Origin of the sequence: Halorubrum sp. LN27, from assembly GCF_016635065.1 — an archaeon.
GTDB classification, from domain to species: domain Archaea; phylum Halobacteriota; class Halobacteria; order Halobacteriales; family Haloferacaceae; genus Halorubrum; species Halorubrum salipaludis.
The window spans coordinates 2,825,446-2,848,798 of record NZ_JAEPET010000001.1 but is presented as its reverse complement, the minus strand read 5'-3'; the positions used below and the strand labels follow the sequence as shown (position 1 = coordinate 2,848,798).

Sequence of the window (23,353 nt, the reverse complement as noted above, 5' to 3'; positions counted from 1 at the left end):
CTCAGAACCCTCACCAGACGAACCGGAACAGCAGCGTGAACGTGACGAGCGCCCCGACGGTCGAGAGGATCGGGACGACGTTCTGCATCAGCACGACGCGCGCGCTCGTGGTCGGGTTGAACAGGTCTGACGCCGAGGGGATGTCGGAGGGGTCACCCTCGCCGATCGGTCCCGTCTCGTCGGCTTTCAGCGCGCCGACGGAGACCGTCGGCTCCTTCTCGCCGCTGATCCCCTGTTTGACCGTGACGGTCCGCGTCGCGCGCCCCCACCCGAGGCCGACGATCGACATCGTCGCGATGATGACGAACGACGCCGGGATCCCGACCGCCGAGAGGCTGATGACGATACCGGAGGAGACGCAGGCGACGACGATCGCCGCGGTCAGCGGGAGGTCGGTGATGTCGTTGCCGAGCGTGTCGAGCGTCCGTCGCGCGATCGTGAACGCCCCGACCGCGACGGCGGCGCTCCCGAGGAGGATCATCGGCGTCATCTCGACGTTGTCGAGCGCGACGAGCGGCGCGATCGCGTTCGCGATGTTCGACGTGCCCGACGAAAAGGCCATCAGACAGCCGATCGCGATGACGACGAACCCGCCGACCAGCTCGCGGCGCGTCGTGTTCGGGCCCGGCACCGGCTTCGGAACGAGCCCGGAGCGGTCGAACTCGAACAGCGCACCCTCGGTGCTCTCGATCGCCACCCAGCTGTCGATCGCGGGGTAGAAGTACCGGCCGACGACGCCCGAGACCCAGAACCCGATGATCGGCGCGACGATCCACCAGATGGCGATCTCGCCCATCACGGCCCGGTCGAGCGTGCCAGTCGCCAGCCCGAGGCCGGCGATGGCGCCGACCGCCGTCATCGACGTCGACGCCGGCACGCCGGCGAAGTTGCCGACGAACAGCGCGCCGCCGATAAAAAAGAGGACGACGATGCTCGTCTCCAGCGTGAACACGTTGCCGCCGGTGACCAGGTCCTCGCCGAGCGTCGTCACGACGCGTTGCCCGAGCGTCCCCGCGCCGATGAAGAAGAACACCGACATCAGCGCCGCGGCGCCCGACTTGGATATCACGTCCGCGCCGACCGCCGGTCCGAACGCCGGCCCCGTCGTCGCGCCGCCGATGTTGTACCCGACGAACGCCGCGACCACGAACCCGACGAGAAGTAAGACCTCAACCATATAGTCGCCACAACGACACACGGCGGGTTAAACGAACAGGTTTCCGCATCCCGACAGGAGCGTCGGGACCGCGATCCGCGGACCCGGAGGTATTTGTCCGGCGGCGGCCTCCGGTCGCTCATGCGAACGCTCGTCTTCGACGGTCGGACCGGCGCCGCCGGCGACATGATCTGCGCCGCGCTGATCGCGGCCGGCGCCGATCCCGACGCGCTCTCCCCCGTGACCAATCGGCTCCCGGTCCGGTACGAGATCGGCGAGACGACGAAAAACGGGATCCGGGCGACGACCGTCGATGTGCTCCTCGACGGCGAGGACGACGCGGAGAGCGGCGGCCACTCTCACGACCACGATCACGCTCACGACGACCACGGGCACGATCACGATCACGGCCATGAGCATGACCACGGCCACGAGCACAACCACGAACACGACCATGACCACTCTCACGACCACGGTCACGAACACGACGATTCCGGCCACACCCCCGCTGAGGGCGCCGGCGTCCACCGGAGCTACCCCGAGGTCGTCGCGCTCGTCGAGTCGATGGACCTCCCCGAGCCGGTCGAGTCGGTCGCGCTCGACGCCTTCGAGCGACTCGGGCGCGCGGAGGCGTCGGTCCACGGCACCGACCTCGACGAGACCCATTTCCACGAGGTCGGCGCCGACGACGCGATCGCCGACGTGGTCGGCGCGGCGCTCCTCTTGGACGACCTCGGCCCCGATCGGGTCGTGACCACCCCGGTCGCGACCGGCGGCGGCGAGGTGGAGATGAGCCACGGCGTCTACCCGGTCCCGGCGCCGGCGACGACCGAAATCGCGGCCGGCGCCGACTTCGCGGTGGTCGGCGGGCCGGTCGACCGCGAGCTGCTCACGCCCACGGGCGCCGCGATCCTCGCTGCGGTCGCCGAGGGCACCGACGCGATCCCGGACCTCGCGGTCGAGGCCGCCGGCTACGGCGCGGGCGACGCGACCCTCCCGGACCACCCGAACGTGCTCCGAGCGCTGGTCGGCGAGGGCCGCGAGCCGGCGGCCGACGGCGAGGCTCACGAGCACGACAACGAGGACGCGGCCCACCACGCCGACGATGCGGCCCACCACACCGACCACGACGATGCAACCCACCACACCGACGACCACGGTCACGGCCTCGTCCACGACGACGTGGCCGTGCTCGAAACGAACCTCGACGACGCCGCCCCCGAGGTGCTCGGCGGGCTCCAGGAGACGCTCAAGCGCGCCGGCGCGCGCGACGTGACGATCGTGCCGACCACGATGAAGAAGTCGCGACCGGGGCACCTCGTGAAGGTGATCTGCAAGCCCGGGGACGCCGAGGCGGTCGCGGAGCGGCTCGCCCGCGAGACGGGGACCCTCGGCGTCCGCCAGTCCGGCGCGAGCCACCGGTGGATCGCCGAGCGCGCGTTCGAGACCGCGGTCCTCGCGGTCGACGGTGACGACCACGAGGTGGCGGTGAAGGTCGCGTCGACCGCCGAGGGCGACGTCTACGACGTGAGCGCCGAGTACGACGACGCGGCTGGGGTGGCCGAAGCGACCGGGATCCCGATCCGGGACGTGCTCCGGCGGGCGGAAGCCGACGTGCGCGATCGGCTCGGCGAGGAGTAGCGCGGAATAGCGAGGGTGAGGGACCGGGCTCGCCGCGGTCACCCCGGCGGCTCGACCCGTTCGACGCGCTCGGGTTCGACGCCGAACCCGTCGGCCAACCGGTCGGCGACCCGGTCGGCGACCCGCTCGTCGGGCCGGTCCGCATCCGCGACCGACAGGGTCGCGACCGCCTCGACCGTCGTGTCGTTGAGCCCGGGCTGGAGACCGGCGATCGACAGGTCCTCGACGGCGACGCCGTCGACCCGCTCGATCTGCTCGCGGGCGCCGGCGACGAGGTCGCCGCCGGCGGCCTGCGAGACGCGCACCGTCACGGTCGCTTCCACGGTCTGCGTGTGGATGGCTGCTGCCATAGCCCCTCGCCGCGAGTCGAACGCGGCGCGGACCGGTCCGCGGCCTCGAACGCGGGCCCGGCTTCGGCGGACCCGACGCTCGCGAGGGGAACACGGTCGCGTCCGGCGGTCGGCGATCGGCGGCGCGATCACCGGCGACACAGCGACGGCTGGAGAAGTCGGGATGCGGTCCGTCCCGCGGGGAACTCCCCAGCCGACGCGCGTTACGCGGTCGGGCGGACGGACCGTGTCTCCGGAATCCCGTAGCCGTTCCAGCCGAGGAGCGCGCCGCTGACGAGGGCGGCGGACGCCGAGACGGCGGAACGGAGGCGGGTCATACGTGGACTCCGGCGGCGCGAGGTGCCGTTACCGGTTCGGTATGTCGGGTAGTTATTAAATCTATGGCGGCCGTGTGACTTGGTAACTGTTGGCTTATATTCGGTGAGCGAGCGAATTGCGGCCGCGAATCCCGCGCAGATGACCCAGATCGGCCGGTTCCGGCGACGGCGAGACGACAGGCCTATGACGAACGCCCGACCAGTTGCGCGTAAGCAGCCACCGTCATGATCGAGCGAATCCACACGTCGGACGTCGAACCGGACGCGGACGAGGTCGCCATCGCCGGCCACGTCCACGAGATCCGCGACCTGGGAGGCCTCGTCTTCCTCATCGTGCGCGACCGCGAGGGGCTCATCCAGATCGTCTTCAAGGAGGAGCGCGAGCCGGAGCTGTTCGAGGCCGTCCAAGACGTGGGCGCCGAGGACGTGGTCCGTGTCGTCGGCGAGCCACTGGAGAGCGATCAGGCGCCCGGCGGCGTCGAGATCGCCCCGACCGAGTACGAGGTCATCGACGAGGCGGACTCCCCGCTCCCGCTGGAGATCTCGAAGGACATCGAGGTCGACCTCTCGACCCGGCTCGACAACCGCGCGCTCGACCTCCGCAAGCCGGAGACGCTCGCCGTGTTCACGCTCCGCTCGGAGCTGATGACGGCGATGGAGGAGTGGTTCGACGAGGAGGGGTTCGTCGACATCAAGACGCCGCTCATCTCGAAGGGCGGCGCCGAGGGCGGCGCGGAGCTGTTCCCGATCCTCTACTACAACCAGGACGCGTTCCTGTCGCAGAGCCCCCAGCTGTACAAGCAGATGCTGATGGCGTCGGGCTACGAGGCCGTCTACGAGACGGGCACTGCGTTCCGCGCCGAGGACTTCGCCACCTCCCGACACGTCTCCGAGATCGCGATGTTCGACGTGGAGCTGGCGTACATCGACGACCACGACGACGTGATGGACGTCCAGGAGGAGTCGCTGCGCTACGCGCTCCGCGAGGTCGCCGAGAACGCCGAACGCGAGCTCGACCTGCTCGACGTGGACCTGGATGTCCCGGAGGACGACTTCCCCCGGATCACCTTCGACGAGGCGCTCAACATCCTCGAGACCGAGTTCGGTCACTTCCCGGACGACCCGACTGACCTCGACACGAAGGGCGAGAAGCTGCTCGGCGAGCACTTCGAGGAGCAGGGCCACCCCGCGTTCTTCGTCGTCGGCTACCCCGACGAGAAGTTCTACTACATGCAGGACGTCGAGGGCGACGACATCGCCTCGCGGAAGTTCGACCTCATTTATAAGGGCCAGGAGCTCTCCTCGGGCGGCCAGCGCGAGCACGACGTCGAGCGCATGGTCGAGGTCATGGAGGAGGAGGGCGTCGAGACGGCCAACTTCGAGTTCTACATCGAGGCGCTCAGCTTCGGCACCCCGCCCCACGGCGGCTACGGGCTCGGCATCGACCGGCTCGTCCAGAAGGTCGCCGACCTGGACAACATCAAGGAGGCGATCATGTTCCCGCGCGACCCGAACCGGCTGGAGCCCTGAGGGGAGCGATCGTCTGACACGGTCGAACTCTTGATTCAGACGGACTTCTGATCGCCCTCCGTGAACCCCTGACACGATCCGCGGGCGAACCGTCGCTCGCGGGTCGCTCGCCGCACTGTTTATAAGTACTGGCCGATGTCGCCGAATTCGGACTTTCAAGCCGCCTATCGGTGCTTAAACCGAGTTAAATCGGGCGAAACTCGGCCGAACGGCTTGGGGTGTTAAAGGTGGTAGCGGTCCGAGCGGGAACCGTCATGAACGCGATCCGAACGACGCTGATCGTGGCGCTCGCCACGGTGGTACTGATCGGGACCGGCGCGGCCGCCGGCGCCGTCGCGGCCGCTCCCGGACCGGACAATGGGTCCGGCGACGCGGGACCGCCGAGCGACCTCCCGGATCAGGTACCCGACTTCGTCGGCGACATCCTGAGTAGTGTGAACGACTTCATCGGCGGCGGGCTCGACGACCTCGGCGAGACCGTGAGCGGGATCGCCGGCGACGGCGCCGGTGAGGACGAGAGCGCGGACGGCGAGACCGACGACGGGGGTGCGTAACGTGACGGACCGCACGTCCGACCGTCTCGCGCTCGACCGACGGACGTACCTGCAGGCGACCGGCGCCGCCGCGCTCGGCGCGTCCGGCCTCGCCGGCTGCGTCGGCCGCGCGACCGGGACGCTCGCGACCGCAGTCACCGACCAGCCCGCCGACATCGGCGACTTCGAATCGCTCGTGGTCACCGTCGAGGGGATCTGGCTCGGTCCCGAGGGCGCCGAGAGCGGCGCGGAGGGGAATCAGACGGACGACGGGAGTGCGACCGACGACGGCGATGACGGTGCCGACGGCAACGAGACCGACGACGGAAGCGGGGCGGACGACGAAGACGATGGCGAAGAGGGCGAACCCTCCGGCCGCGAGTACCACGAGTTCGACGAGGCGCAGGAGGCCGACCTCGTCCAGCTACAGAACGGGGAGACGCAGCTGATCGACGAGCGAGAGCTGTCGGTCGGGACGTACCGGTTCCTCCAGCTCGACGTCTCGAACGTCGACGGCACCCTCGAAAGCGGCGACGAGGCCGAAGTCGACCTCCCGGGGAACGCGCCGCTGACGTTCAACGCGGAGTTCGAGGTGCGCGAGAACACCCGGACTGAGTTCACCGCCGACTTCGCCCCGGTCCGACGCGGCACCGGCGGGTACCTCCTGCGGCCGGTTCCGAGCGGGATCGAAGTCGACTACGAGGAGACGGACGGCGACTCCGGCGACGGGGACGGAACCGACGAGGAGTCGGGATAGCCGGCGGCGCGTCGCGTTCCCCTCGGTCCCCCGTTGAAGCCGCGACCGACCGCGGCTTCGGGGTCAGGGCTGGGAGCGGTCCCGGGATTCGGGGACCAGGGGAATGCACGCTCGCGTCGGTCCCCCGTCGGAGGCACACGACCCGTTCGATCGTCCCGCCGCGGTTCGACGCGTCGGGACGGTCGGGTTTCGTTCGACGTGACGCAGCGAGAAGACGCGAGACGACGCGAGATGCTGCGAGCGACCCGAGACGACGCGAGAGACGCACACCGCACTCGCGCCGATCACGCGGTCGGCGACGCGCGATCTCTTATAAACGTCCGATACAGCGGCCCGGCGAGCAACAGCGCTCCGAGGCCGGCCATCGCGACCAACACGGTCGGATCGATCGCGGCGACGCCCCCGGCCGCGAGCCGGGTGACGGAGACGCCGATCGCGACGCCGACGACCGCCCACGGCAACTCGCCGAGGGCCGTGCCGACGAGCAGCGACCGGAGACCGATTCCCGACCCGCCCGCGGCGACCGAGACGGCGTCAGAGGGGACCGGCAGCAGCCGCGTCGCGGTGACGGCCCGGACACCTCCGGTAGCGTCGGCCAGTCGCTCGCCCGCGCCGCAGAGCCGGTCGGCCGTCCGCGAGCCTTCTCGGGCCCGAGTGCGTCCGATCCGCGCGAACCAGTACGGCGGGAGCGCCGTCGCGACCATCGCGGCGACGCCGACGGGGAGCCCGACCCACCCGTACCCGTAGCCGGCGACCACCGCGAGCAGCGTCGTCGGCCAGGCGAGGAACGGCCGGACCGCCGTCAGCGCGACCAGCGCGGCGCCGAACCGGATCGGATCGTCGGCGAGCCACGTCAGCGGCCCGAGCACGGCGTCGGGGGAGACGACCCACGCGGCCGCCGCGAACGCGGCCAACGCGACGCCCGCGAGCGCGTACCCGACGATTCCGGTTCGGCGATTCACGAACGCCCGTGCTCTCTCGGGCGATAAACGCTTTGTGGAGTCGGCCCCGCCCCGGTCTCACTCCTCGAGGAACTCCCGACGGAACGCCGCGGAGAGGTGCTCCCGCTGCCACGCCTCGATCGCGGCCTCGTCGAGGCGGCTCGCCCAGAGCGCGAGCAGGCCGACCGCGAAGACGACCCCGGGGAGGATCAAGACGGCGGCGTCGACGAACAGTCCCGGCCGAAAGAGAAAGCGGGCGATCCGATCACGGAACACGCCCCACGCCGGCCCGAACGCGACCCATCGGAACGCGGTCGGGACGACCGCCACGGTCGCGACCGGGGAGACGAGCGCGTCCGTCACCGGCCCGCCCTTGCCCCGGGCGAACGCGGCGGCGTAGAACCCCCAGCAGGCCAGCGACGCGACCGCCGACGCAACCCGCCGGGGCCCGTCCGGCGCGCCGTGATCGAGAGCGCCGAGTTCGAACAGGAGGGCGGCCGCGCCGACGTAGCCGAGCAGGCACGCGAGCGCGCCCCCGACGAGGACGCCGGCGTGGGCGGTCCGCGACTGGTTCGCGAACGGGGTCAGACCGATCGGAAGCGCCATGGCCGAGGGATGCGGCCGGCCGGCGGTTGAAGGTTGCGAGTCGATCGGGGGATCGAAGTGGGACGCGGGAACTCGGGGACGGGACGCCGAACGGCCTCGCGTGGCCCGTCTCTCGCGTTCTCCGACTCACGACAGCTTCCCGAGCGCCTCGAAGAAGTCGGAGGGAGGCCCCGCGATCCGCATCGGCGGAGTCGTGCGTTCGACGGTCACCTCGGTCGGAGCGGGGAGCGTCGTCGTGTTCCGGCCGTCGCTGGCGACGACGGCCTCCTCGACCCCCTCCACCGCGACGGTCACGGTCGCGTCGGCGTCGACCACGAGCGGGGGCATCCCCTCGTCGGCGACCATCTCGTTGACGACGAGCCCGCTCACGGCGGGATGAACGAGCGGGCCGCCCTCGGAGAGGTTGTACGCGGTCGAGCCGGTCGGCGTCGCGACGAGGACCCCGTCGGCGTGCCCGCCCGCGTACCGGCTCCCGTCCACGCGCACCTCGTAGTCGATCCCGGCGCCCGGACCCCGCCGGCCGCCCTGGATCACGACCTCGTTGGCGGCGGGGACGGAGGTCCACCCGTCGGCCCGGGCGGCGAGCCGCGGGGCCTCCCGCACGTCCATCTCCCCACGGTCGAACGCCTCGACCTCCGAGAGGACGGCCGCCGCGGCGTCTTCCGGCGGAACGGCGTTGAGGAAGCCGACCTCTCCGAGGTTGACGCCCACGATCGGGGTGTCGCCGGCGTTGCGCGCGACGAAGAGGAACGTCCCGTCGCCGCCGACCGCGACCGCGAGGTCGCAGTCGGTGAGCGCGTCGACCGGGCGACCGGCATCCGGCTCGTCGAGGGCGTCGGCGGTCTCCGCGTCGAGCCAGACCGACGCCCCGGCGCCGGCGACCGCGTCGCGCAACTCCTCGGCGACGGCGACCGCGCGCTCGCTCCCCTTCCGCGCCACGATTCCGACCTCCATGCGCCACCGATTCTCGCCGCCCGACAAAAGGATGCGGACATCGGACCGCGGTTCCGGAAAGTTTCAAGCCGCCCGCCCGCCTTGCGGGAACCATGTCGACCCCCCACGGCCGACCGGAACCATGAGCGAGGAGGACGACTGGTTCGAGCGCGCGCTGCGGGACATCGACGCGGACAGCGACGCGGTCGACGACGGGGAGACGGACGATAGCGACGGGGCGAGAGGAGACGCCGAAGCGGGAGACGAGGCACCGGATGGCGAGGCCCCGGACGAAGGGCCGGACAGCGGGGCCTCCGAATCCGAGGGAGCCGGCGAGCGCGACGACGAGCGCGGGAGCGACCCGTTCGGCGGGATCCGCGAGGGCGAGCGGGACCCCGAGCGAGACGCCCCCGGTGACCTCGCCGAGGGTAATTTCGGCGATGAGGGGTTCGGTGATGGCGACTCGGATGGGGGCGATTTCGACGCGGACGATTCCGACGCGGGCGCTTTCGACGGCGACGACTTGGATAGCGACGCGTTCGGCGGCGACGAATCGGAAGGCGATCCGTTCGGCGGCGGCCCGTCCGAAGACGAGCCGCCCGGCGAGGGGTTCGGCGGCGGATCGTTCGGCGAGGACGACCCGTTCGGCGGCGGATCGGCGGCGGGCGAGGCCGCGGAACCGACCGACCTAGGCGGGGGTTTCGGCGGCGGATCGTTCGGCGAGGACGACCCGTTCGGCGGCGGCGGGAGCGCCCCGGGCGGCGGACCGACCGGCGGTGGACCGGGCGGCGGACAGACCGGCGGCGGACCGGGCGGCGGACAGACCGGCGGCGGACCGGCGGGCGGATCGGCGGACCCCTTCGGCGGATATCGGGGGGACGCCCCGGGCGGATCTGGAGGCCCGAACGACGCGGGGTTCGGCGAGTTCGGCGGGGAGGGCGGCGACCCGTCGCCGGAGTTCGACGCCGACCCCGACGACTTCGAGTCGTCCATCGAGCGCACCGACGTCGGGATCGAGGGGCTCGACGAGATGATCCTCGGCGGGGTCCCGCGTCGCTCGCTTTTGTCGGTCATCGGCGGCGCCGGGACCGGGAAGACGACGTTTGCCCTCCAGTTCCTCAACGAGGCGCTCGAATCCGACCGGAAGGGGGTGTACATCACCCTCGAACAGACCCGCGAGTCGATCCTCGCGACGGCCGAGGAGAAGGGGTGGTCGTTCCGCGAGCACGCCGACGAGGACCGGCTCGCGGTGGTCGCCATCGACCCGATCGAGATGGCGAACTCGCTGGCGTCGATCCGGAACGACCTTGTCCGGCTCATCGCCGAGTTCGACGCGGACCGGCTGGTGCTCGACTCCGTCTCCCTCCTCGAGATGATGTACGACCACCCGGCGAAGCGCCGCTCGGAGGTGTTCGGGTTCACCCGGTCGCTGAAGGAGGCGGGCGTCACCACCCTGCTCACCTCCGAGGCGAGCGAGCGGAACCCCTTCGCCTCCAGGCACGGGATCGTCGAGTACCTCACCGACGCGGTGTTCGTACTCCAGTACATCCGCGGCACCGACTTCCGGGAGACGCGCCTCGCCGTCGAGATCCAGAAGATCCGCGACGCGAACCACTCCCGGCAGTCGAAGCCGTACGAGATCACCGACACCGGCATCTCTGTGTACGGGCCATCCGTTGTAGTTTAGCGGCGCGTTGAGGCGGTGTTTGTGCGGATAGTTGACCAAGACGGTGTTGAGTCCAATCGCTGATGAAGTGTGATCGGAGAACTGAACGGATGTTCTTCTGTCTCGGATGATGAGATCTGTGTCACTCTCTGAAGGCGGCGCACTCACTCCGGTGAGTGCGTCGCCGATCCAGAGCTGTCACTACTACCAACGTCTGAGCTGACCGGCTTGTCAGGCGAGTTTCTACCAGAACTCGCCTGACTCAACCTGCTCACGTAATCTTGCTCGATGTGGATTTGGATCCCGTGACGACCACAACAGCAATTCGTCGAGATCTGGCAGTTCATACCCCAGATCTAGCATCAGGTACAGTTGGACCAAGTGTGCGTGACGTTCGAGCGCGTGAGAACACCGACGGCGTGGGAGACGCGTCGACGACGCCGCTGCGTCGTCGTCGCTTCCCTGCCGCTTTGCGTCTAATTTGCGGAGTTCATCCACAATAACGCGGCTCATCAGCAGCGAGAGCGCCGCTACGATGATCAGCGCTTCAATAATGTAGGGATCCGTCGTATTGATCTCATCAAGACCGAAGCGCGATTTGAGTTCCTTGAACAGCAGCTCAATCTCCCAGCGCGCCCGATAGAGCTGTGCGATATCGGGCGCGTGGTAGTTGTCTCTGGCAAGATTCGTTAGGTAGAGATGGTACTCACCGCTGTCCTCGTTGAGCACACCGACGAGTCGGAACGTTCGGGTCGTGCTGACGCCCGACCCTCGCTTGCGGTCGAATGAGAGGGTGATCCGAGCGTCGATCGCCTGTCGCTGCAGGTCGTCGAGGACGTCCTGCAGCGACTCGCCTTCGAGTGGAATACTGTTTCCCCGCCATGTGCGAAGCTCTTCGACGATCTCGAAGTTCGCGTCATCTTTGACCCGTGAGACGAACCAGCCGTCGTTTTGATCGATACGGTCGAACAACCAGAAGTCGTAGAAGCCGAGATCGAGTAAGACGAGTGCGCCAGCTACCCACTCGCCGGTGGGTAGCTGGCTCCGTTCCTGCGTTTTGGCGTCAGTCGTTTGAAACCGCGTAGGAAGTCCGGTTGAGAGTGATTCTGTGAGGTGGAGCTTCACGCCAGCTTGATCTTCGCCAGTCGCTGCGTAGACGTCTGTAGCGTCTTGGTAGAGTGAGACGATAGAGGCGTCAACAATGAGGACGTCTCGAAAGCGTTCGAGACGTCCGCTGAGGTCGGTTTGTCCCGGTTCGAGATTCTCGATGGCGTCATCGAGAATCTCTCGCAGGAGTGCAACGAACGCGGGTGAAAACCAGCCGTGGAAGGTTGGATAAGCGAGTTCGTCACAGTCAGCCATTTCGACGAACCGTTCGAGAAATGCCTGAATAGAGCGATCTGATCCAGCAGCGAAACCCAGTGAGAGGGTGTAGAACAACGCGACAGTGTCGAACTTGCGCTCTCGTTGGATGAGATTCGTTGCGCGAGCGCGCTCGCGCAACTCATCAGAGGGAAACGCTCTTTTGATCCGGTCGACAATCACTGAATCCGGTGGTTCGTAACTCACAGCAGCCACCGGGTTTCTCTGACAAGTAGTTCCAACGGTATTCAGATCAGCAGACGGTGCTGGCACGAGGAGTTAAACTACAACGGATGGTGTACGGGCAGGCGAACATCTTCTGAACCCGCCGACGAACGGGCCCGCGCGGCGGACTTTTAAGAGTCGGACTGAGCAACGAACGCCCGTGTCTCCCGAGAACGCCCCCCTCTCCTCCTCCTCGCTCTTCCCATCTCGTCGAGCAGTCGGGATCGGCCTGCTCGCCGGTCTCGCTCACCTGATCGTCGTCGCTGCGCTCACCGAGTGGTTCGATCTCTCGTTCGGTCGCAACCCGTTCCTCGTCTACGTCGCCGTCGGCGCCCTGTCGCTCGGGGCGCTCCCGGCCGCGCTCTTCGTCGAACACCGGCTCGTCGCCCCGTCGATCGCGGTCGCCCTCGCGCTCGTCGCGTCGACGTACGGGACGTGGTCGGTGTACGTCGCGCCGGAGACGATCCCGACTCCGGTCGGCCCGACGCCGTTCGGGTGGTACCTGATCGGGTGGGTCGCGGTGGTCGGGGTGGCGCTGATCGCTGGCGGCGTGGAGTACGGCATCCGTCGGGCGATGGTCGCGCGAGGCGAGTGAGAGGGTACTACAGTCGGGTGATTTCTCTCACTACGTTCGAGAAATGCACCGTCCGGGAGTCACGCGAGCGAAGCGAGCGTGACAACGGACGGTACACGACCGGAGGGAGTTTGCCGAGCGAAGCGAGGCAAACGTCGACTGACGGAGTCAGTCGGAAGTGCACCGTCCGGGAATTGAACCAAAATCAGACGTGCTCGCTCACTGCGTTCGCTGCGCGTGACTGATAGGGTTCAATTCCGTCCGGTGATTTCTCTCACTACGTTCGAGAAATGCACCGTCCGGGAATTGAACCCGGGCTATTAGCTTGGGAAGCTAATGTCCTACCACTGGACCAACGGTGCTCACTCGGCAGTATCCGACCTTCCCACTTGAACGTAGCGTTTCCGGTGCCGCGAGCCACACGCTTAACCCGCCGCCGGCGGACTCCACCCCATGCACTCACAGCCGAACGAGACGGACGTGTCGGTCGATCCGGCGGCCGTCGAGCGCGTCCGCGAGCGACGCGCCGAGCTCGCGCCGGCGCTCGGCCGGACCTGGACCGACGGCGGACCGCAGCGCTTCCTCACCGACCTCACCGCGATTGGGAGCCGGATGGCCGGCAGCGAGGGGGAACGCCGGGCCGCCGCGATCGTCGCCGACGCATTCGAGCGGGCAGGGCTCTCGGGGATCGAGACGCGACCGTTCGAGATGGACGCGTGGGAGCGCGGGGACGCGACGCTCCGGGTGACGGCGCCCGGACGCGACGGCGCGGCGGCGACCCGCGAGTTCGAGGCGCTCGCGCTCCCGTACTCGCCCGAGGGGAGCGTCGACGGCGCGCTCGTCGACGTGGGATACGGGACGCCCGCCGAGATCGACGAGCGGGACGTCGAGGGCCGGATCGCGGTCGCGTCGACGACGACGCCGGAGGGCGGCCGGTTCGTCCACCGGATGGAGAAGTTCGGCTACGCGATCGACGCGGGCGCGGTCGGCTTCGTCTTCGTCAACCACCTTGACGGCCAGCTCCCGCCCACGGGGTCGCTGACGTTCGGCCGGGAGGCCGACGCGGTCGCCGTCGGCGTCTCGAAGGAGACCGGCGCGTGGCTCCGGGAGTACGCGGTCGGCGGGGGCGGCGGGAACGGGGAGACCGCCGAATCGCGCTCCGTCGCGCAGGCCGAGCTGTCGGTGACGGCGACGACCGAACCGGGCGAGAGCCGGAACGTGATCGGTCGCGCGGGTCCGGACACCGACGAGCGGCTCCTCCTCGTCGCGCACTACGACGCCCACGACATCGCGGAGGGCGCGCTCGACAACGGCTGCGGGATCGCGACCGTCGCGACCGCGGCGGCGATCCTGACCGAGGCGGACCTCCCGATCGGCGTCGACGTGGTCGCGGTCGGCGCGGAGGAGGTCGGGCTCCTCGGCGCGGAGCGGCTGGCCGAGCGGCTCGACCTCGACCGGGTCAAGGGCGTGGTCAACGTCGACGGCGCGGGGCGGTTCCGCGACCTGGTGGCGCTGGCGCACGCCTCCGAGACCGCGGCGTCTGTCGCGGAAGCGGTGTCGACGGCGACGAACCAACCGATCGCGGTCGACGCGGAGCCGCACCCGTTCTCCGACCAGTGGCCGTTCGTCCGGCGCGGGGTGCCCGCCCTCCAGCTCCACAGCGACTCCGGCGACCGCGGGCGGGGATGGGGGCACACCCACGCGGACACCCTCGACAAGGTCGACGACCGAAACGTCCGGGAGCACGCGATGCTCACGGCGCTGCTCGTCGCCGAGTTCGCGGCCCCGGAGCGCGACGCCCCCCGGCTCGACCGCGACGACCTCGTCGCGGCGTTCAGAGAGGCCGACTTCGAGACGGGCATGCGCGCGGCCGACCTCTGGCCGGCCGGGTGGGAGTAGGTCAGTTTCCTCGGCCCGCCGGCATCGGCGGCGTCGTGCGCTTGTGCGCCGTGGCGCGGTGGCGCGCGAGCAGGTCGGCGACGGTCTCCTCCGAGACGTCAACGTCGCCCGTCAGCCGCTCGGCGACCGCCTCGGCGTCGAGCCCGCGGTCGACGCCGAGCCGCAACACGGCGTCGATCGCCTCGTACGAGGCCCCGAGGTCGTCGGCGTCGCGCTGGCCGGGGAGAAAGCCCGCGGTCGGCGGCTTCTCGACGACGAACTCGGGCACGTCGAGCTCCGCGGCGAGCGCGCGGACCTCGGTCTTGTACAGGTGCCCGAGCGGGAGCAGGTCGGCCGCGCCGTCGCCGTGTTTCGTGACGTAGCCGAGGAGGCGCTCGCTCCGGTTGGTCGTCCCGCAGACGAGTCGGTCCGTCGCGTTCGCGGCCAGATACGCCATCGCCATCCGGAGCCGCGCGATCGCGTTCCCGGAGCGGACCGGCTCGTCGTGGAGGTCGAACCGGTCGGGCGCGACCGCGCCGAACTGCGCGAACAGTGGCTGGAGGTGCACCGTGTCGTGGTCGATCCCGAGCGCGTCCGCGAGCGCTTCCGCGTCGCGGGCGTGGGGCGCCCCGATCTTGTTGCAGGGGAGGATCAGCCCGTACACGCGGTCGGCGCCGAGCGCCTCCACCGCCAGCGCCGCCGTGACCGTGGAGTCCAGACCGCCGCTCATGTTGACGACCAGCCCCGCCGCGTTCGCGGCCGCGACCTCGTCGGCGAGAAACGTCCGGATCCGCTCCCGTTCCGCGGCCGGGTCCGGAGCGTCGGACGGGTCGAGGGCGCCGGAGTCGGCGGTCGCGACGCGGTCGGACGAGTCGTCTCCGGTCGACGCCGCGGCCGCGGATCGATCGGGGATCGCTCCCGGCTCGAACGCGCTCGACCGGCGGTCACCCATCGGCCGGCCCTCCGAACGGCGGTTTCTGAACCGATCGGTGTGGCGGCGATCGGTTCGGAGCCGCTCGGCGTGGAGGTGATCCCCGAGAAGCGTGCGGTTCGCGGGGACTGCGGGGACTGCGGAGAGTTCGATCGACCGTCACGGTTCGAACCCGCCGCAAACGCGTGCGGGCGTCGTCTCGAAAGCTCATGTTCGCCTGCCGCTTCCGAACGAACGGGTAAATACTCACGGTAGTGTTTGTTTAAGGTCTTCCCCATATTGCATCCAGAACACCAAGCCTAAACACGATTTGTACATTTACAATCAACATTTTTGGGAAATAGATGTAGAATCTGGCAACATATTCTTGTAAAGATATCGTATGAAACAGACGCATACATATATCTCTAATTGGGACCATATACTGAACTTTAATCGCTATTCTCTGTCTGGATAAACAATATAAGGAGAAAATAACCCAACACTTATACAGACAGATTCACTCGATTTGTCCATGTCGTCGATCCAGCTCACGACGAGTCAGAGACGGGTGCTCACCGCGCTCGTGAACCTCTCCGAGAACGCCGACCGTCCGGTGTCCGGCAGGCGGATCGCCGAGTCGATCGACCGGAACGCCGGTACCGTCCGGAACCGAATGCAGAGCCTGCGCGACATCGGGTTAGTCGAGGGCGTCGCCGGGCCCCACGGCGGGTACGTCCCGACTGACGCGGCCTACGAGACGCTCGACATGGAGCGCATGGACGGCGCCGCCAGCACCCCGGTCGAGCGCGAGGGCGACCCGGTCGAGGGTGTCAACGTCGAGGAGATCGACCTCTCGAGCGTCGCCAATCCCGAGCTGTGTCGGGCGGAGCTCGTGATCCGCGGGCCGGTCGGCACCTTCGACGCCGGCGACCGCGTGACCGTGGGTCCGACCCCCGGCGCGGGGCTCCGACTCTCGGGGGTCGTCGACGCGACCCACGTCGACGGCAACACGCTGTTGGTCCGGGTGGAGGGGATGGAGACTCCGGGCAAAGAGCGGGCGGCGTAGCGCGGTCGGCCGTTATCCGGTCGTATCGGTCCCCGCGATCCGGTCCCGGATCGCGCCCGTCGCCGCGGCGGCGTGTCTGGCGTCGCGGTACCGCTCTCCGAAGGCGACGCGGGCGCTTTCGGCGGCCTCGCCGTCGACCGCGAACGAGACGCCCTCGTAGGCCACGTCCCAGAGCACCAAAGGCTCCGGCGGCGCGGGACCGATCCCGAGTTCGCCGGGGACCGGTTCGGCGTCGAGCAGCCGGTCGATTAAGCAGTGGTCGGCCGTTCCGCGCCCGACCGCGCGGACGGCGGCGACCAGCCGGCGCACGAGCGCCCGCGGGAACCCGTCGGCGCTCACCTCGACGACGAGGAGGTCGCCCGCCCGGGTCGCAGTCGCGGAGAGGTCGCGGACGGTCCCGGTCTCGTCGCTCGTCAGGTTGTGGAAGTCGTGCTCGCCCGAGAGCCGCGCGAGCGCCTCGCGGACGCGGTCGTCGTCGACGGCATGGTCGGGGTCCGCGTCGCGACGGCCGGAGCTATCGCCGCGGCCGGCGCGGTCGCGACTCCCGTCCGCGTCGCGGACGGGCGCGTACAGGTGATAGCGGTAGGTCCGCCGGACCGCGTCGTGGGTCGCGTGGAGCCCGTCCGGCACGTCGGCGGCCGCCCACACGCGCACCGAACCGGGGAGGTGGCCGTTGAACGCGCGCGGCGTGAGCCACTCTGGCGCCGCGAACGCGACCGTCTGCGCGACCGCGGAGACGCCGGCGTCGGTCCGCCCCGCGGCGGCGTACCCCGGCGGCGTCGCGTGCGTCGGGCCGTCGCCGCGGTCGACGATTCCGTGTTCGGCGAGCGCCCGCAGGAGCGTGCCCTCGACGGTCGTCGCGTGCGGCTGGCGCTGGAAGCCGGCGTACTCGCGGCCGTCGTACGCGACCCGGAACGCGCGGGTCGCCGTCGGGCCGTCGGTCACTCCGGGTCGGGGCCGTCGCCCGCGTCCGCGGCCTCTCCGTCCTCCGCTTCTTCCGCATCATCGTCGGCCATCGGCACCGTGACGACCGGGACGGGCGAGACGCGCACCACCTTCTCGGTGACGCTCCCGAGCAGGACCCGCTGGAGGCCGGAGCGCGCGTGGCTCGGCATCACGACGATGTCGGCGCCCACGTCGTCGATCGCGTTCTCGATGACGTCGACGGGCTCGCCGCGGACGACGCTGCCCACCACGTCGACGCCCGCCGACTCCAGCTCCGCCGTCACGGTCTCGACCCGCTCCTCGGCCGCGTCTTCGACGCGCTCCGCGAACGCGCCGGCCTGCGGGCCGCGCAGCGTCTGCGCGACCGTGTCGATCGCGGAGACGACGTGGACGGTCGCGTCGTACCGCTCCGCGAGGCTCTCCGCGTGCGGGATCGCGTCGTTCCCCTTCCCGCCCGGCGCCACGGGGAGGAGGATGTCGTCGTACATACGTGACGGTCCGCCCGCCGGGTGGAAAACGGTACCGGCCGTCGTGTCCGAGAGGACCGTCCGCGGAGGCGGTCGCTCACGGAGGCGGTCGCTCACGGAGGCGGCCCCCTACAGCCCGAGCGCGTCGAGCAGGTCGAAGCCGACGCCGGCGTAGCCGACCAGCTTGAAGCCGAGGTAGATCCCGACGATCGCCACCACGCCGGGGAGTTCGGGCGGGGCGGGGATCGGGACGCGGAGGAAGGCGAACAGCGCGCCGACCGTGAGGCCGACGATCAGGGCCGCGACCGTCAGCACGGGCGTGGAACTCATGTCGGCGGGTCGGCGACGTCGACTCATAAGGCCGACGTTACGGGCCGGTCCGTCGACGTCGAGGTGGACCCCGGCCGCCGGCCGGCACGGCGCGGATGGGCAGGGTTTTCAGACGGGCGCCCCTCCACGGGGACATGGCACGAGAGGTTTCCAACCCCGACAACCCGCAGGTGACGCTCCACACGAACCACGGCGACGTCGTCGTCGAGCTGTTCGCCGACCGCGCGCCGAAGACGGTCGAGAACTTCCTCGGACTCGCGCGTCACGACCCCGCCGCGGACGCCGAGCCGGCCCGCGACACCAACACCTGGGAGGACCCCGAATCCGGCGAGGTCCGCGGCGACTCGCTGTACGAGGGCAACGTCTTCCACCGCGTCATCGAGGGCTTCATGATCCAGGGCGGCGACCCGCAGGAGTCCGGTCGCGGCGGCCCCGGCTACCAGTTCGACGACGAGTTCCACGACGACCTCACTCACGACGGCCCGGGCATCCTCTCGATGGCGAACTCCGGCCCGAACACGAACGGCTCGCAGTTCTTCATCACGCTGGACGCCACGCCCCACCTCGACGGCAAACACGCCGTCTTCGGGCAGGTCATCGACGGGATGGACGTCGTCGAGGAGATCGGCTCCGTTCCGACCGACCGACAGGACGAGCCCCGCGACACGGTCGAGATCGAGCAGGTCACCGTCGACGAGTAGGACGGAGACCCGCGGTCGACGCCCGCGAACGATCCTCCGAGGCGGTGAGCACACTTTTAAGTCCGTGATCGCTGATGTGCGAGTCGGATGCCCTCCAGCAAACGCACCGCCATCGCGGCGGGATTAGTTCTGATCGGTATCGCCGTCTTCCTGTACGCGGTCGTCCTTCAACAGCAACTCCTCCGCGGCGCGGGAATCGGGCTCTCCGCCCTCGTCGTCGCGGCGCTCGTGTACTACGGCGGTACCAATCGGCGGACGCTCGTCCGGGCCACCGTCGTCGTGACGGTCGTCTACGGCGTGTTCACCTTCCAACTGCCGCTCGCCGTCATCGCGGCCTGCGCCGTCTACCTCTCCGCGTGGCTCACGGGCGCGGACGGTCCGTTCGACGCGCCCGACACGACGATATTCCCGATCGAACGGGCGACGGCCGGAGAGACAGAAGATAGCGAGTGACGCCTTTGCGCCACTCCTGTTTATAAGCACCCCCCACGCATTCCGGCCGCCCGCTCACACGACCCGGTTTCACACGACCCGGTTCTCGAGCTCCTCGCCGCCGTCGAGCCGGCCGACGTTCTCCGCGAGGATGTCGGCGACGCGCTCGTAGTAGTGCGGGGTGTGGCCGGCGTTGTGCGGCGTGATCGTGACGCTCCCGAGCCCCCACAGCGGGTGGTCCTCGGGGAGCGGCTCGGGGTCGGTCACGTCGAGCGCGGCCCCGCGGATGCGGCTGTTCCGGAGCGCCGAGACGAGCGCGTCCGTGTCGACGACCGGCCCGCGCGCGATGTTGACGAGCACCGCGTCCGCCCGCATGGTCCGGAGCGCGTCGGCGTCGACGAGCCCACGGGTCGTCTCCGTCAGCGGACACGCGAGCACCACGTACTCGGCGTCCGCGACCGCGTCGTGGAACTCGTCGAACCCGTACACCTCGTCGGTCGGCCCGCCCTTCTCGGGCGAGTAGCGGACCCCGGTGGTGTCGACGTCGAAGGGCTCCAGCCGGTCGACGACGGCCTCGCCGATCGCGCCGAGCCCGACGACGGCGACGGTCGAGCCGTACACCTCGGTCGTCTCGTAGCTCCGCCACTCCCGGCGCTCCTGCTGGCGGTGCGCGCGCGGCCACTGGCGGGCGTGGGTGATCATCGACCCGATGACGTGCTCGGAGATGTTCGGTCGGTGGACCCCCGAGGCGTTCGTCAGGGCGACGCCGTGGTCCGCGAGCACGTCGCGGGGGAGGTGCCCCGTGCCGGCGAACACGCACGCGAACAGCTCCAGGTTTTCGGCGGCGGCCAGCAGCTCCTCGTCGATGTCGAGCCCGACCGCGATCCGCGCGGTCTCGAGCAGCTCGCGCTCCTCGGCCGGCGTCCGCGCCAGCGCGACCGATCGGTCGGGGAGTCGCTCGCGGATCGCCTCGGCCAGCGCCGAGCCGTCCGAGCCGTGGATCGTCTGCCGCAACACGACGATGTCTGGGTCGCTCATGGCGGGGAGACTCGGCGCAACGGATAAAAAGGATGCCCGTCCGGCGACCGGTGCCGGATCCGCTCGTCCGCAGTCGGTCCCGGCCTACTCGAGCGCCGCGTCGAACGCCCGCTGGAGGTCGGCCTTCATGTCGTCGACGTGCTCGATCCCCACCGAGACCCGGATGAGCCCGTCAGTGAGGCCGGCAGCGAGCCGCTCCTCGCGCGGGATCGCGGCATGGGTCATCGCGGCCGGCTGCTCGATCAGGCTCTCGACGCCGCCGAGCGACTCCGCGAGCGTGAACACCTCGGTCTCGCCGACGACCGTCGACGCCTGATCGAGGGTGCCGTCGAACTCGAAGGAGAGCATGCCCCCGAACGCGTCCATCTGCTCGGCCGCGAGCTCGTGGTCCGGGTGGCTCTCTAAGCCCGGGTAGTAGACGCGGCTCACGTCGTCGTGGTCCGCCAGCCACGCCGCCAGCTCCATCGCGTTCTCGCAGTGGCGGTCCATCCGGACGGAGAGCGTCTTCGTCCCGCGCAACACGAGGAAGGAGTCGAACGGGCCGGGCGTCGCGCCGACCGAGTTCTGGTAGAAGCCGAGCCGCTCGTCGAGCTCGGCGTCGTCGACGATCAGCGCGCCGCCGATGGTGTCGGAGTGGCCGCCGAGGTACTTCGTCAGCGACTGGGAGACGATGTCGGCGCCGTGTTCGAGCGGGCGCTGGAGGTACGGGGTCGCGAACGTGTTGTCGACCGCGCAGAGCGCGTCGTTCGCGTGGGCGATGTCGGCGAGCGCGCCGATGTCGTTGACGTTCAACAGGGGGTTCGTCGGCGTCTCGACCCACACGAGCTCCGTCTCCTCGCGCATCGCGTCCCGGACCGCGTCGTGGTCCCTCGTGTCGACGAACGTGGTCTCGAGGTCGTACTGCTCGTACACCTGCGTGAGGATGCGGTGGGTCCCCCCGTACACGTCGTCGCCGGCGACGACGTGGTCGCCCGCCTCCAGCAGGTTCAGGACGGTGTTTATGGCGGCCATCCCGGAGGCGAAACAGCGCGCGTGGCTCCCCGACTCCAGCGAGGCCAGGTTCGATTCGAGGTCGGTCCGCGTCGGGTTCCCCGTCCGGCTGTACTCGTAGCCGCGGTGTTCGCCCGGCCCGTCCTGCTGATACGTGGAGTTCGCGTGGATCGGCGTCATCAGCGCGCCGGTCTCCGGGTCGGGCTCCTGCCCGGCGTGGATCGCGCGGGTCTCGAAGCGTCGGTCGTCGTCGCGGGAATCGTCCCCGTTGCGGGAGCGGTCGCCGTCGCGGGTGTCGTCGTCCTCGCCGGTGGCGGATGGGTCGCTCATACCGGACGGTCGTCGCCGAGGGGAGTGATTCTTTCCCTTCCGAGGTGCGGGAGGAGTGAGGGGAGAGGGGTGAGGGGAGCGAACGACGAGCGCGGCCGCTGGCGGAGCGGGACTGAGAGAAGTGCTCGGTCAGGGATTTGAACCCTGGTCGTCGGCTGTCTTCCAAACCGGCGCGTCGGTGCGCCGCGTCTGCCGAAAGGCCAACATGATTGGCCGGACTACACCAACCGAGCGCAATTTCGGGTTGTGCCGCATCCGATTTAACTCTTCTTAACTCGCGGCACCGTGGGAGGCGTCGGCAGGGTCCTCGTCGTCCGGTTCGGACCGGAGTCGGGCGGCGGCTTCAGCCCTCGCTTCGGTTCCGGCTTCGGCCCTGACTCGCCTCCGAATTCGGGCTCTCGATCGCATTTCGGATATGGTATATAGTGCTATATAAAATATAGACCAATAACAATTAATCTGTATTTCTCGAGGATGTAGATCTGGGTAGTCCTATAAATCCGAGTATATCGGCTCTTAGAGGCATTTATAGGAGAGTATATATTTCAGGTAAATTTAAGGGAGACGGAGGACCACATCGGGATATGGAGACGAGGAAGGTGCAAGTCACCGGCGGTTCGACGTACACGGTCTCGATTCCGAAGACGTGGGCGACCGACAACGACGTCGAGGCGGGAACCGAGATCGAGTTCCACCCCGACGGTGACTCGCTGTTCCTCACGCCGCACTCCGAGGAGGAACGCACCCGCGGGACGCTCGACATCTCGGATCTGACGGGACAGGCGCTCACCCGCGCCGTGACGACGATGTACGTCAGCGGGTTCGACGTGATCGAACTCGAAGGCGCCGAGATCACCACCGAGCAGCGGTCGACGGTGCGCGAGTCGGTCCAGAGCCTCGTCGGGCTGGAGGTGTTAGAGGAGACCCGCGACCGCGTGGTCGTGCAGGACTTGCTCGACTCCTCGGAGCTGTCCATTCACAACGCGGTCACGCGGATGCGGCTGATCTCGCTGTCGATGCTGGAGGACGCCATCGCGGCGCTCTCCGAGCGCGACCACGACCTCGCGCGCGACGTGATCGGGCGGGACGACGACCTCGACCGGCTCTGGCTCGTCGTCTCCCGGATCTTCCGGGCGACGCTCCGGACGCCGAAGGCGGCCGAAGAGCTCGGGCTCCCCCGGGAGGAGTGTTTCGACTACCACTCCAGCGCCCGCCAGCTCGAACGGATCGGCGACCACGCGACGAAGATCGCGCACCTGACGCTGAGCATCGAGGAGCCGCTGCCCGACGACGTGGTCGAGGCGGTCAACGAGCTCTACGGCGACGCGGTCGAGGTGATAGACACCGCGATGGACGCGCTGTTCGCGGACGGCAGCGAGGAGGCGACCGCCCTCGCGAACGAGGCGCGAACCGGCGTCCGGGCGATCGACGAGCGGGTGCGCGCCATCGACGAGCTGCTCCGGGAGCTGGACCCCACTCGCGCGCAGCTCCTCGGGCTGGTGGTTGACTCCGTGCTCCGCTCGGCCGACTACGGCGGCAACGTCGCGGAGACGGCGCTCCAGAAGGCCGCGCCGACGCCGTGACCGCTCGACTCCGAGCCGACACGGTGAACTGACGCGTCCCGATCGCCGAAGACCGTCGGTCGAATCGCCGGGGAAGCGGGTTTTTTGGG

General features: G+C 69.2%; 23 protein-coding genes and 2 tRNA genes. 11 read left to right on the top strand and 14 right to left on the bottom strand.

What is annotated here, in order from left to right; all coding sequences use genetic code 11:
* Positions 1–10: 10 nt before the first annotated feature.
* Positions 11–1,177, bottom strand: coding sequence for an inorganic phosphate transporter (locus JIN95_RS13975; RefSeq protein ID WP_095637327.1), 1,167 nt, complete (start codon positions 1,175–1,177; stop codon positions 11–13).
* Positions 1,178–1,297: 120 nt separating this feature from the next.
* On the opposite strand from JIN95_RS13975, the gene larC reads away from it, so the two are divergent.
* The gene (gene larC, locus JIN95_RS13970; RefSeq protein WP_200531862.1) at positions 1,298–2,797 is read left to right on the top strand and encodes a nickel pincer cofactor biosynthesis protein LarC; all 1,500 of its coding nucleotides are present in this window, start codon (positions 1,298–1,300) and stop codon (positions 2,795–2,797) included.
* A 38-nt stretch (positions 2,798–2,835) separates the two neighbouring features.
* Here the strand turns inward: larC and JIN95_RS13965 are convergent, their stop codons facing one another.
* Entirely contained in the window at positions 2,836–3,147 is a 312-nt protein-coding gene (locus tag JIN95_RS13965; protein WP_200531861.1) for a hypothetical protein, read from the bottom strand.
* A gap of 542 nt (positions 3,148–3,689) precedes the next feature.
* On the opposite strand from JIN95_RS13965, the gene aspS reads away from it, so the two are divergent.
* The 3 genes from aspS to JIN95_RS13950 all read left to right on the top strand — a co-directional run bounded on the left by aspS (position 3,690) and on the right by JIN95_RS13950 (position 6,284).
* On the top strand, positions 3,690–4,994 hold the full coding sequence (gene aspS, locus JIN95_RS13960; RefSeq protein WP_200531860.1) for an aspartate--tRNA(Asn) ligase: 1,305 nt from the start codon (positions 3,690–3,692) through the stop codon (positions 4,992–4,994).
* A gap of 254 nt (positions 4,995–5,248) precedes the next feature.
* Entirely contained in the window at positions 5,249–5,548 is a 300-nt protein-coding gene (locus tag JIN95_RS13955; RefSeq protein WP_095637331.1) for a hypothetical protein, read from the top strand.
* 1 nt (position 5,549) lies between these two features.
* Entirely contained in the window at positions 5,550–6,284 is a 735-nt protein-coding gene (locus JIN95_RS13950) for a DUF4382 domain-containing protein (RefSeq protein WP_095637332.1), read from the top strand.
* A gap of 284 nt (positions 6,285–6,568) precedes the next feature.
* Here the strand turns inward: JIN95_RS13950 and JIN95_RS13945 are convergent, their stop codons facing one another.
* The 3 genes from JIN95_RS13945 to JIN95_RS13935 form a co-directional block, all read right to left on the bottom strand.
* A complete protein-coding gene (locus JIN95_RS13945) occupies positions 6,569–7,246 on the bottom strand; it encodes a VTT domain-containing protein (RefSeq protein ID WP_200531859.1) in 678 nt (225 codons plus the stop codon).
* A gap of 57 nt (positions 7,247–7,303) precedes the next feature.
* Positions 7,304–7,831: a hypothetical protein gene (locus JIN95_RS13940; RefSeq protein WP_200531858.1), complete on the bottom strand. Its 528-nt coding sequence runs from the start codon at positions 7,829–7,831 to the stop codon at positions 7,304–7,306.
* 126 nt (positions 7,832–7,957) lie between these two features.
* Complete coding sequence (locus tag JIN95_RS13935; protein WP_200531857.1) at positions 7,958–8,785, bottom strand: NAD(+)/NADH kinase; 828 nt, start codon at positions 8,783–8,785, stop codon at positions 7,958–7,960.
* A 121-nt stretch (positions 8,786–8,906) separates the two neighbouring features.
* Here JIN95_RS13935 and JIN95_RS13930 point away from each other — a divergent pair, with 121 nt between their 5' ends.
* A complete protein-coding gene (locus JIN95_RS13930) occupies positions 8,907–10,451 on the top strand; it encodes a KaiC domain-containing protein (protein WP_200531856.1) in 1,545 nt (514 codons plus the stop codon).
* Positions 10,452–10,673: 222 nt separating this feature from the next.
* Here the strand turns inward: JIN95_RS13930 and JIN95_RS13925 are convergent, their stop codons facing one another.
* Entirely contained in the window at positions 10,674–12,008 is a 1,335-nt protein-coding gene (locus tag JIN95_RS13925) for an IS4-like element ISH30 family transposase (RefSeq protein ID WP_200530629.1), read from the bottom strand.
* A gap of 169 nt (positions 12,009–12,177) precedes the next feature.
* Here JIN95_RS13925 and JIN95_RS13920 point away from each other — a divergent pair, with 169 nt between their 5' ends.
* Positions 12,178–12,612, top strand: coding sequence for a hypothetical protein (locus JIN95_RS13920; RefSeq protein ID WP_200531855.1), 435 nt, complete (start codon positions 12,178–12,180; stop codon positions 12,610–12,612).
* 270 nt (positions 12,613–12,882) lie between these two features.
* Here the strand turns inward: JIN95_RS13920 and JIN95_RS13915 are convergent.
* Positions 12,883–12,953, bottom strand: a tRNA-Gly gene (locus tag JIN95_RS13915).
* A gap of 91 nt (positions 12,954–13,044) precedes the next feature.
* On the opposite strand from JIN95_RS13915, the gene JIN95_RS13910 reads away from it, so the two are divergent.
* Positions 13,045–14,490 carry a M28 family metallopeptidase gene (locus tag JIN95_RS13910; protein ID WP_200531854.1) on the top strand — a complete coding sequence of 482 codons (1,446 nt, stop codon included), beginning with the start codon at positions 13,045–13,047 and terminating at the stop codon, positions 14,488–14,490.
* Between the two features lies 1 nt (position 14,491).
* On the opposite strand, the gene JIN95_RS13905 is transcribed toward JIN95_RS13910, so the two are convergent.
* Positions 14,492–15,421 (bottom strand): NAD+ synthase, encoded by a 930-nt coding sequence (locus tag JIN95_RS13905; RefSeq protein WP_200531853.1) that lies wholly within the window; start codon positions 15,419–15,421, stop codon positions 14,492–14,494.
* 493 nt (positions 15,422–15,914) lie between these two features.
* On the opposite strand from JIN95_RS13905, the gene JIN95_RS13900 reads away from it, so the two are divergent.
* Positions 15,915–16,448 carry an Rrf2 family transcriptional regulator gene (locus tag JIN95_RS13900; RefSeq protein ID WP_200531852.1) on the top strand — a complete coding sequence of 178 codons (534 nt, stop codon included), beginning with the start codon at positions 15,915–15,917 and terminating at the stop codon, positions 16,446–16,448.
* Between the two features lie 12 nt (positions 16,449–16,460).
* Here JIN95_RS13900 and truA read toward each other — a convergent pair whose 3' ends face one another.
* From truA to JIN95_RS13885, 3 genes are all read right to left on the bottom strand, one after another.
* Positions 16,461–17,393, bottom strand: coding sequence for a tRNA pseudouridine(38-40) synthase TruA (gene truA, locus JIN95_RS13895; RefSeq protein ID WP_200531851.1), 933 nt, complete (start codon positions 17,391–17,393; stop codon positions 16,461–16,463).
* Positions 17,390–17,881: a universal stress protein gene (locus tag JIN95_RS13890; protein WP_200531850.1), complete on the bottom strand. Its 492-nt coding sequence runs from the start codon at positions 17,879–17,881 to the stop codon at positions 17,390–17,392. Before JIN95_RS13890 ends, truA begins: the two co-directional genes overlap by 4 nt.
* A 108-nt stretch (positions 17,882–17,989) precedes the next feature.
* On the bottom strand, positions 17,990–18,190 hold the full coding sequence (locus JIN95_RS13885) for a DUF1427 family protein (protein WP_095637343.1): 201 nt from the start codon (positions 18,188–18,190) through the stop codon (positions 17,990–17,992).
* Positions 18,191–18,324: 134 nt separating this feature from the next.
* On the opposite strand from JIN95_RS13885, the gene JIN95_RS13880 reads away from it, so the two are divergent.
* Together JIN95_RS13880 and JIN95_RS13875 are read left to right on the top strand one after the other, a co-directional pair.
* On the top strand, positions 18,325–18,891 hold the full coding sequence (locus JIN95_RS13880; protein ID WP_095637344.1) for a peptidylprolyl isomerase: 567 nt from the start codon (positions 18,325–18,327) through the stop codon (positions 18,889–18,891).
* An 87-nt stretch (positions 18,892–18,978) separates the two neighbouring features.
* Positions 18,979–19,344, top strand: a complete 366-nt coding sequence (locus JIN95_RS13875) for a hypothetical protein (RefSeq protein WP_200531849.1) — start codon at positions 18,979–18,981, stop codon at positions 19,342–19,344.
* A 69-nt stretch (positions 19,345–19,413) separates the two neighbouring features.
* Here JIN95_RS13875 and JIN95_RS13870 read toward each other — a convergent pair whose 3' ends face one another.
* The 3 genes from JIN95_RS13870 to JIN95_RS13860 all read right to left on the bottom strand — a co-directional run bounded on the left by JIN95_RS13870 (position 19,414) and on the right by JIN95_RS13860 (position 21,914).
* The gene (locus tag JIN95_RS13870) at positions 19,414–20,361 is read right to left on the bottom strand and encodes a D-2-hydroxyacid dehydrogenase (protein ID WP_200531848.1); all 948 of its coding nucleotides are present in this window, start codon (positions 20,359–20,361) and stop codon (positions 19,414–19,416) included.
* An 84-nt stretch (positions 20,362–20,445) separates the two neighbouring features.
* Entirely contained in the window at positions 20,446–21,681 is a 1,236-nt protein-coding gene (locus tag JIN95_RS13865) for a cystathionine gamma-synthase (RefSeq protein ID WP_200531847.1), read from the bottom strand.
* A 122-nt stretch (positions 21,682–21,803) separates the two neighbouring features.
* A tRNA-Glu gene (locus tag JIN95_RS13860) sits at positions 21,804–21,914 on the bottom strand.
* 351 nt (positions 21,915–22,265) lie between these two features.
* Here JIN95_RS13860 and JIN95_RS13855 point away from each other — a divergent pair.
* Positions 22,266–23,264, top strand: a complete 999-nt coding sequence (locus JIN95_RS13855; protein ID WP_200531846.1) for a phosphate uptake regulator PhoU — start codon at positions 22,266–22,268, stop codon at positions 23,262–23,264.
* Positions 23,265–23,353: the final 89 nt, after the last annotated feature.

Excerpts from the sequence above, each read along its gene's own strand:
- JIN95_RS13935 (WP_200531857.1), bottom strand. The coding sequence starts at position 8,785 with ATGGAGGTCGGAATCGTGGCGCGGAAGGGGAGCGAGCGCGCGGTCGCC.
- aspS (WP_200531860.1), top strand. The coding sequence starts at position 3,690 with ATGATCGAGCGAATCCACACGTCGGACGTCGAACCGGACGCGGACGAG.
- JIN95_RS13890 (WP_200531850.1), bottom strand. The coding sequence starts at position 17,881 with ATGTACGACGACATCCTCCTCCCCGTGGCGCCGGGCGGGAAGGGGAAC.
- JIN95_RS13905 (WP_200531853.1), bottom strand. The coding sequence starts at position 15,421 with ATGGGTGACCGCCGGTCGAGCGCGTTCGAGCCGGGAGCGATCCCCGAT.
- JIN95_RS13865 (WP_200531847.1), bottom strand. The coding sequence starts at position 21,681 with ATGAGCGACCCATCCGCCACCGGCGAGGACGACGACACCCGCGACGGC.
- JIN95_RS13940 (WP_200531858.1), bottom strand. The coding sequence starts at position 7,831 with ATGGCGCTTCCGATCGGTCTGACCCCGTTCGCGAACCAGTCGCGGACC.
- JIN95_RS13910 (WP_200531854.1), top strand. The coding sequence starts at position 13,045 with ATGCACTCACAGCCGAACGAGACGGACGTGTCGGTCGATCCGGCGGCC.
- JIN95_RS13930 (WP_200531856.1), top strand. The coding sequence starts at position 8,907 with ATGAGCGAGGAGGACGACTGGTTCGAGCGCGCGCTGCGGGACATCGAC.
- JIN95_RS13875 (WP_200531849.1), top strand. The coding sequence starts at position 18,979 with ATGCCCTCCAGCAAACGCACCGCCATCGCGGCGGGATTAGTTCTGATC.
- JIN95_RS13855 (WP_200531846.1), top strand. The coding sequence starts at position 22,266 with ATGGAGACGAGGAAGGTGCAAGTCACCGGCGGTTCGACGTACACGGTC.
- JIN95_RS13880 (WP_095637344.1), top strand. The coding sequence starts at position 18,325 with ATGGCACGAGAGGTTTCCAACCCCGACAACCCGCAGGTGACGCTCCAC.
- larC (WP_200531862.1), top strand. The coding sequence starts at position 1,298 with ATGCGAACGCTCGTCTTCGACGGTCGGACCGGCGCCGCCGGCGACATG.
- JIN95_RS13885 (WP_095637343.1), bottom strand. The coding sequence starts at position 18,190 with ATGAGTTCCACGCCCGTGCTGACGGTCGCGGCCCTGATCGTCGGCCTC.
- JIN95_RS13900 (WP_200531852.1), top strand. The coding sequence starts at position 15,915 with ATGTCGTCGATCCAGCTCACGACGAGTCAGAGACGGGTGCTCACCGCG.
- JIN95_RS13870 (WP_200531848.1), bottom strand. The coding sequence starts at position 20,361 with ATGAGCGACCCAGACATCGTCGTGTTGCGGCAGACGATCCACGGCTCG.
- JIN95_RS13955 (WP_095637331.1), top strand. The coding sequence starts at position 5,249 with ATGAACGCGATCCGAACGACGCTGATCGTGGCGCTCGCCACGGTGGTA.
- JIN95_RS13965 (WP_200531861.1), bottom strand. The coding sequence starts at position 3,147 with ATGGCAGCAGCCATCCACACGCAGACCGTGGAAGCGACCGTGACGGTG.
- JIN95_RS13975 (WP_095637327.1), bottom strand. The coding sequence starts at position 1,177 with ATGGTTGAGGTCTTACTTCTCGTCGGGTTCGTGGTCGCGGCGTTCGTC.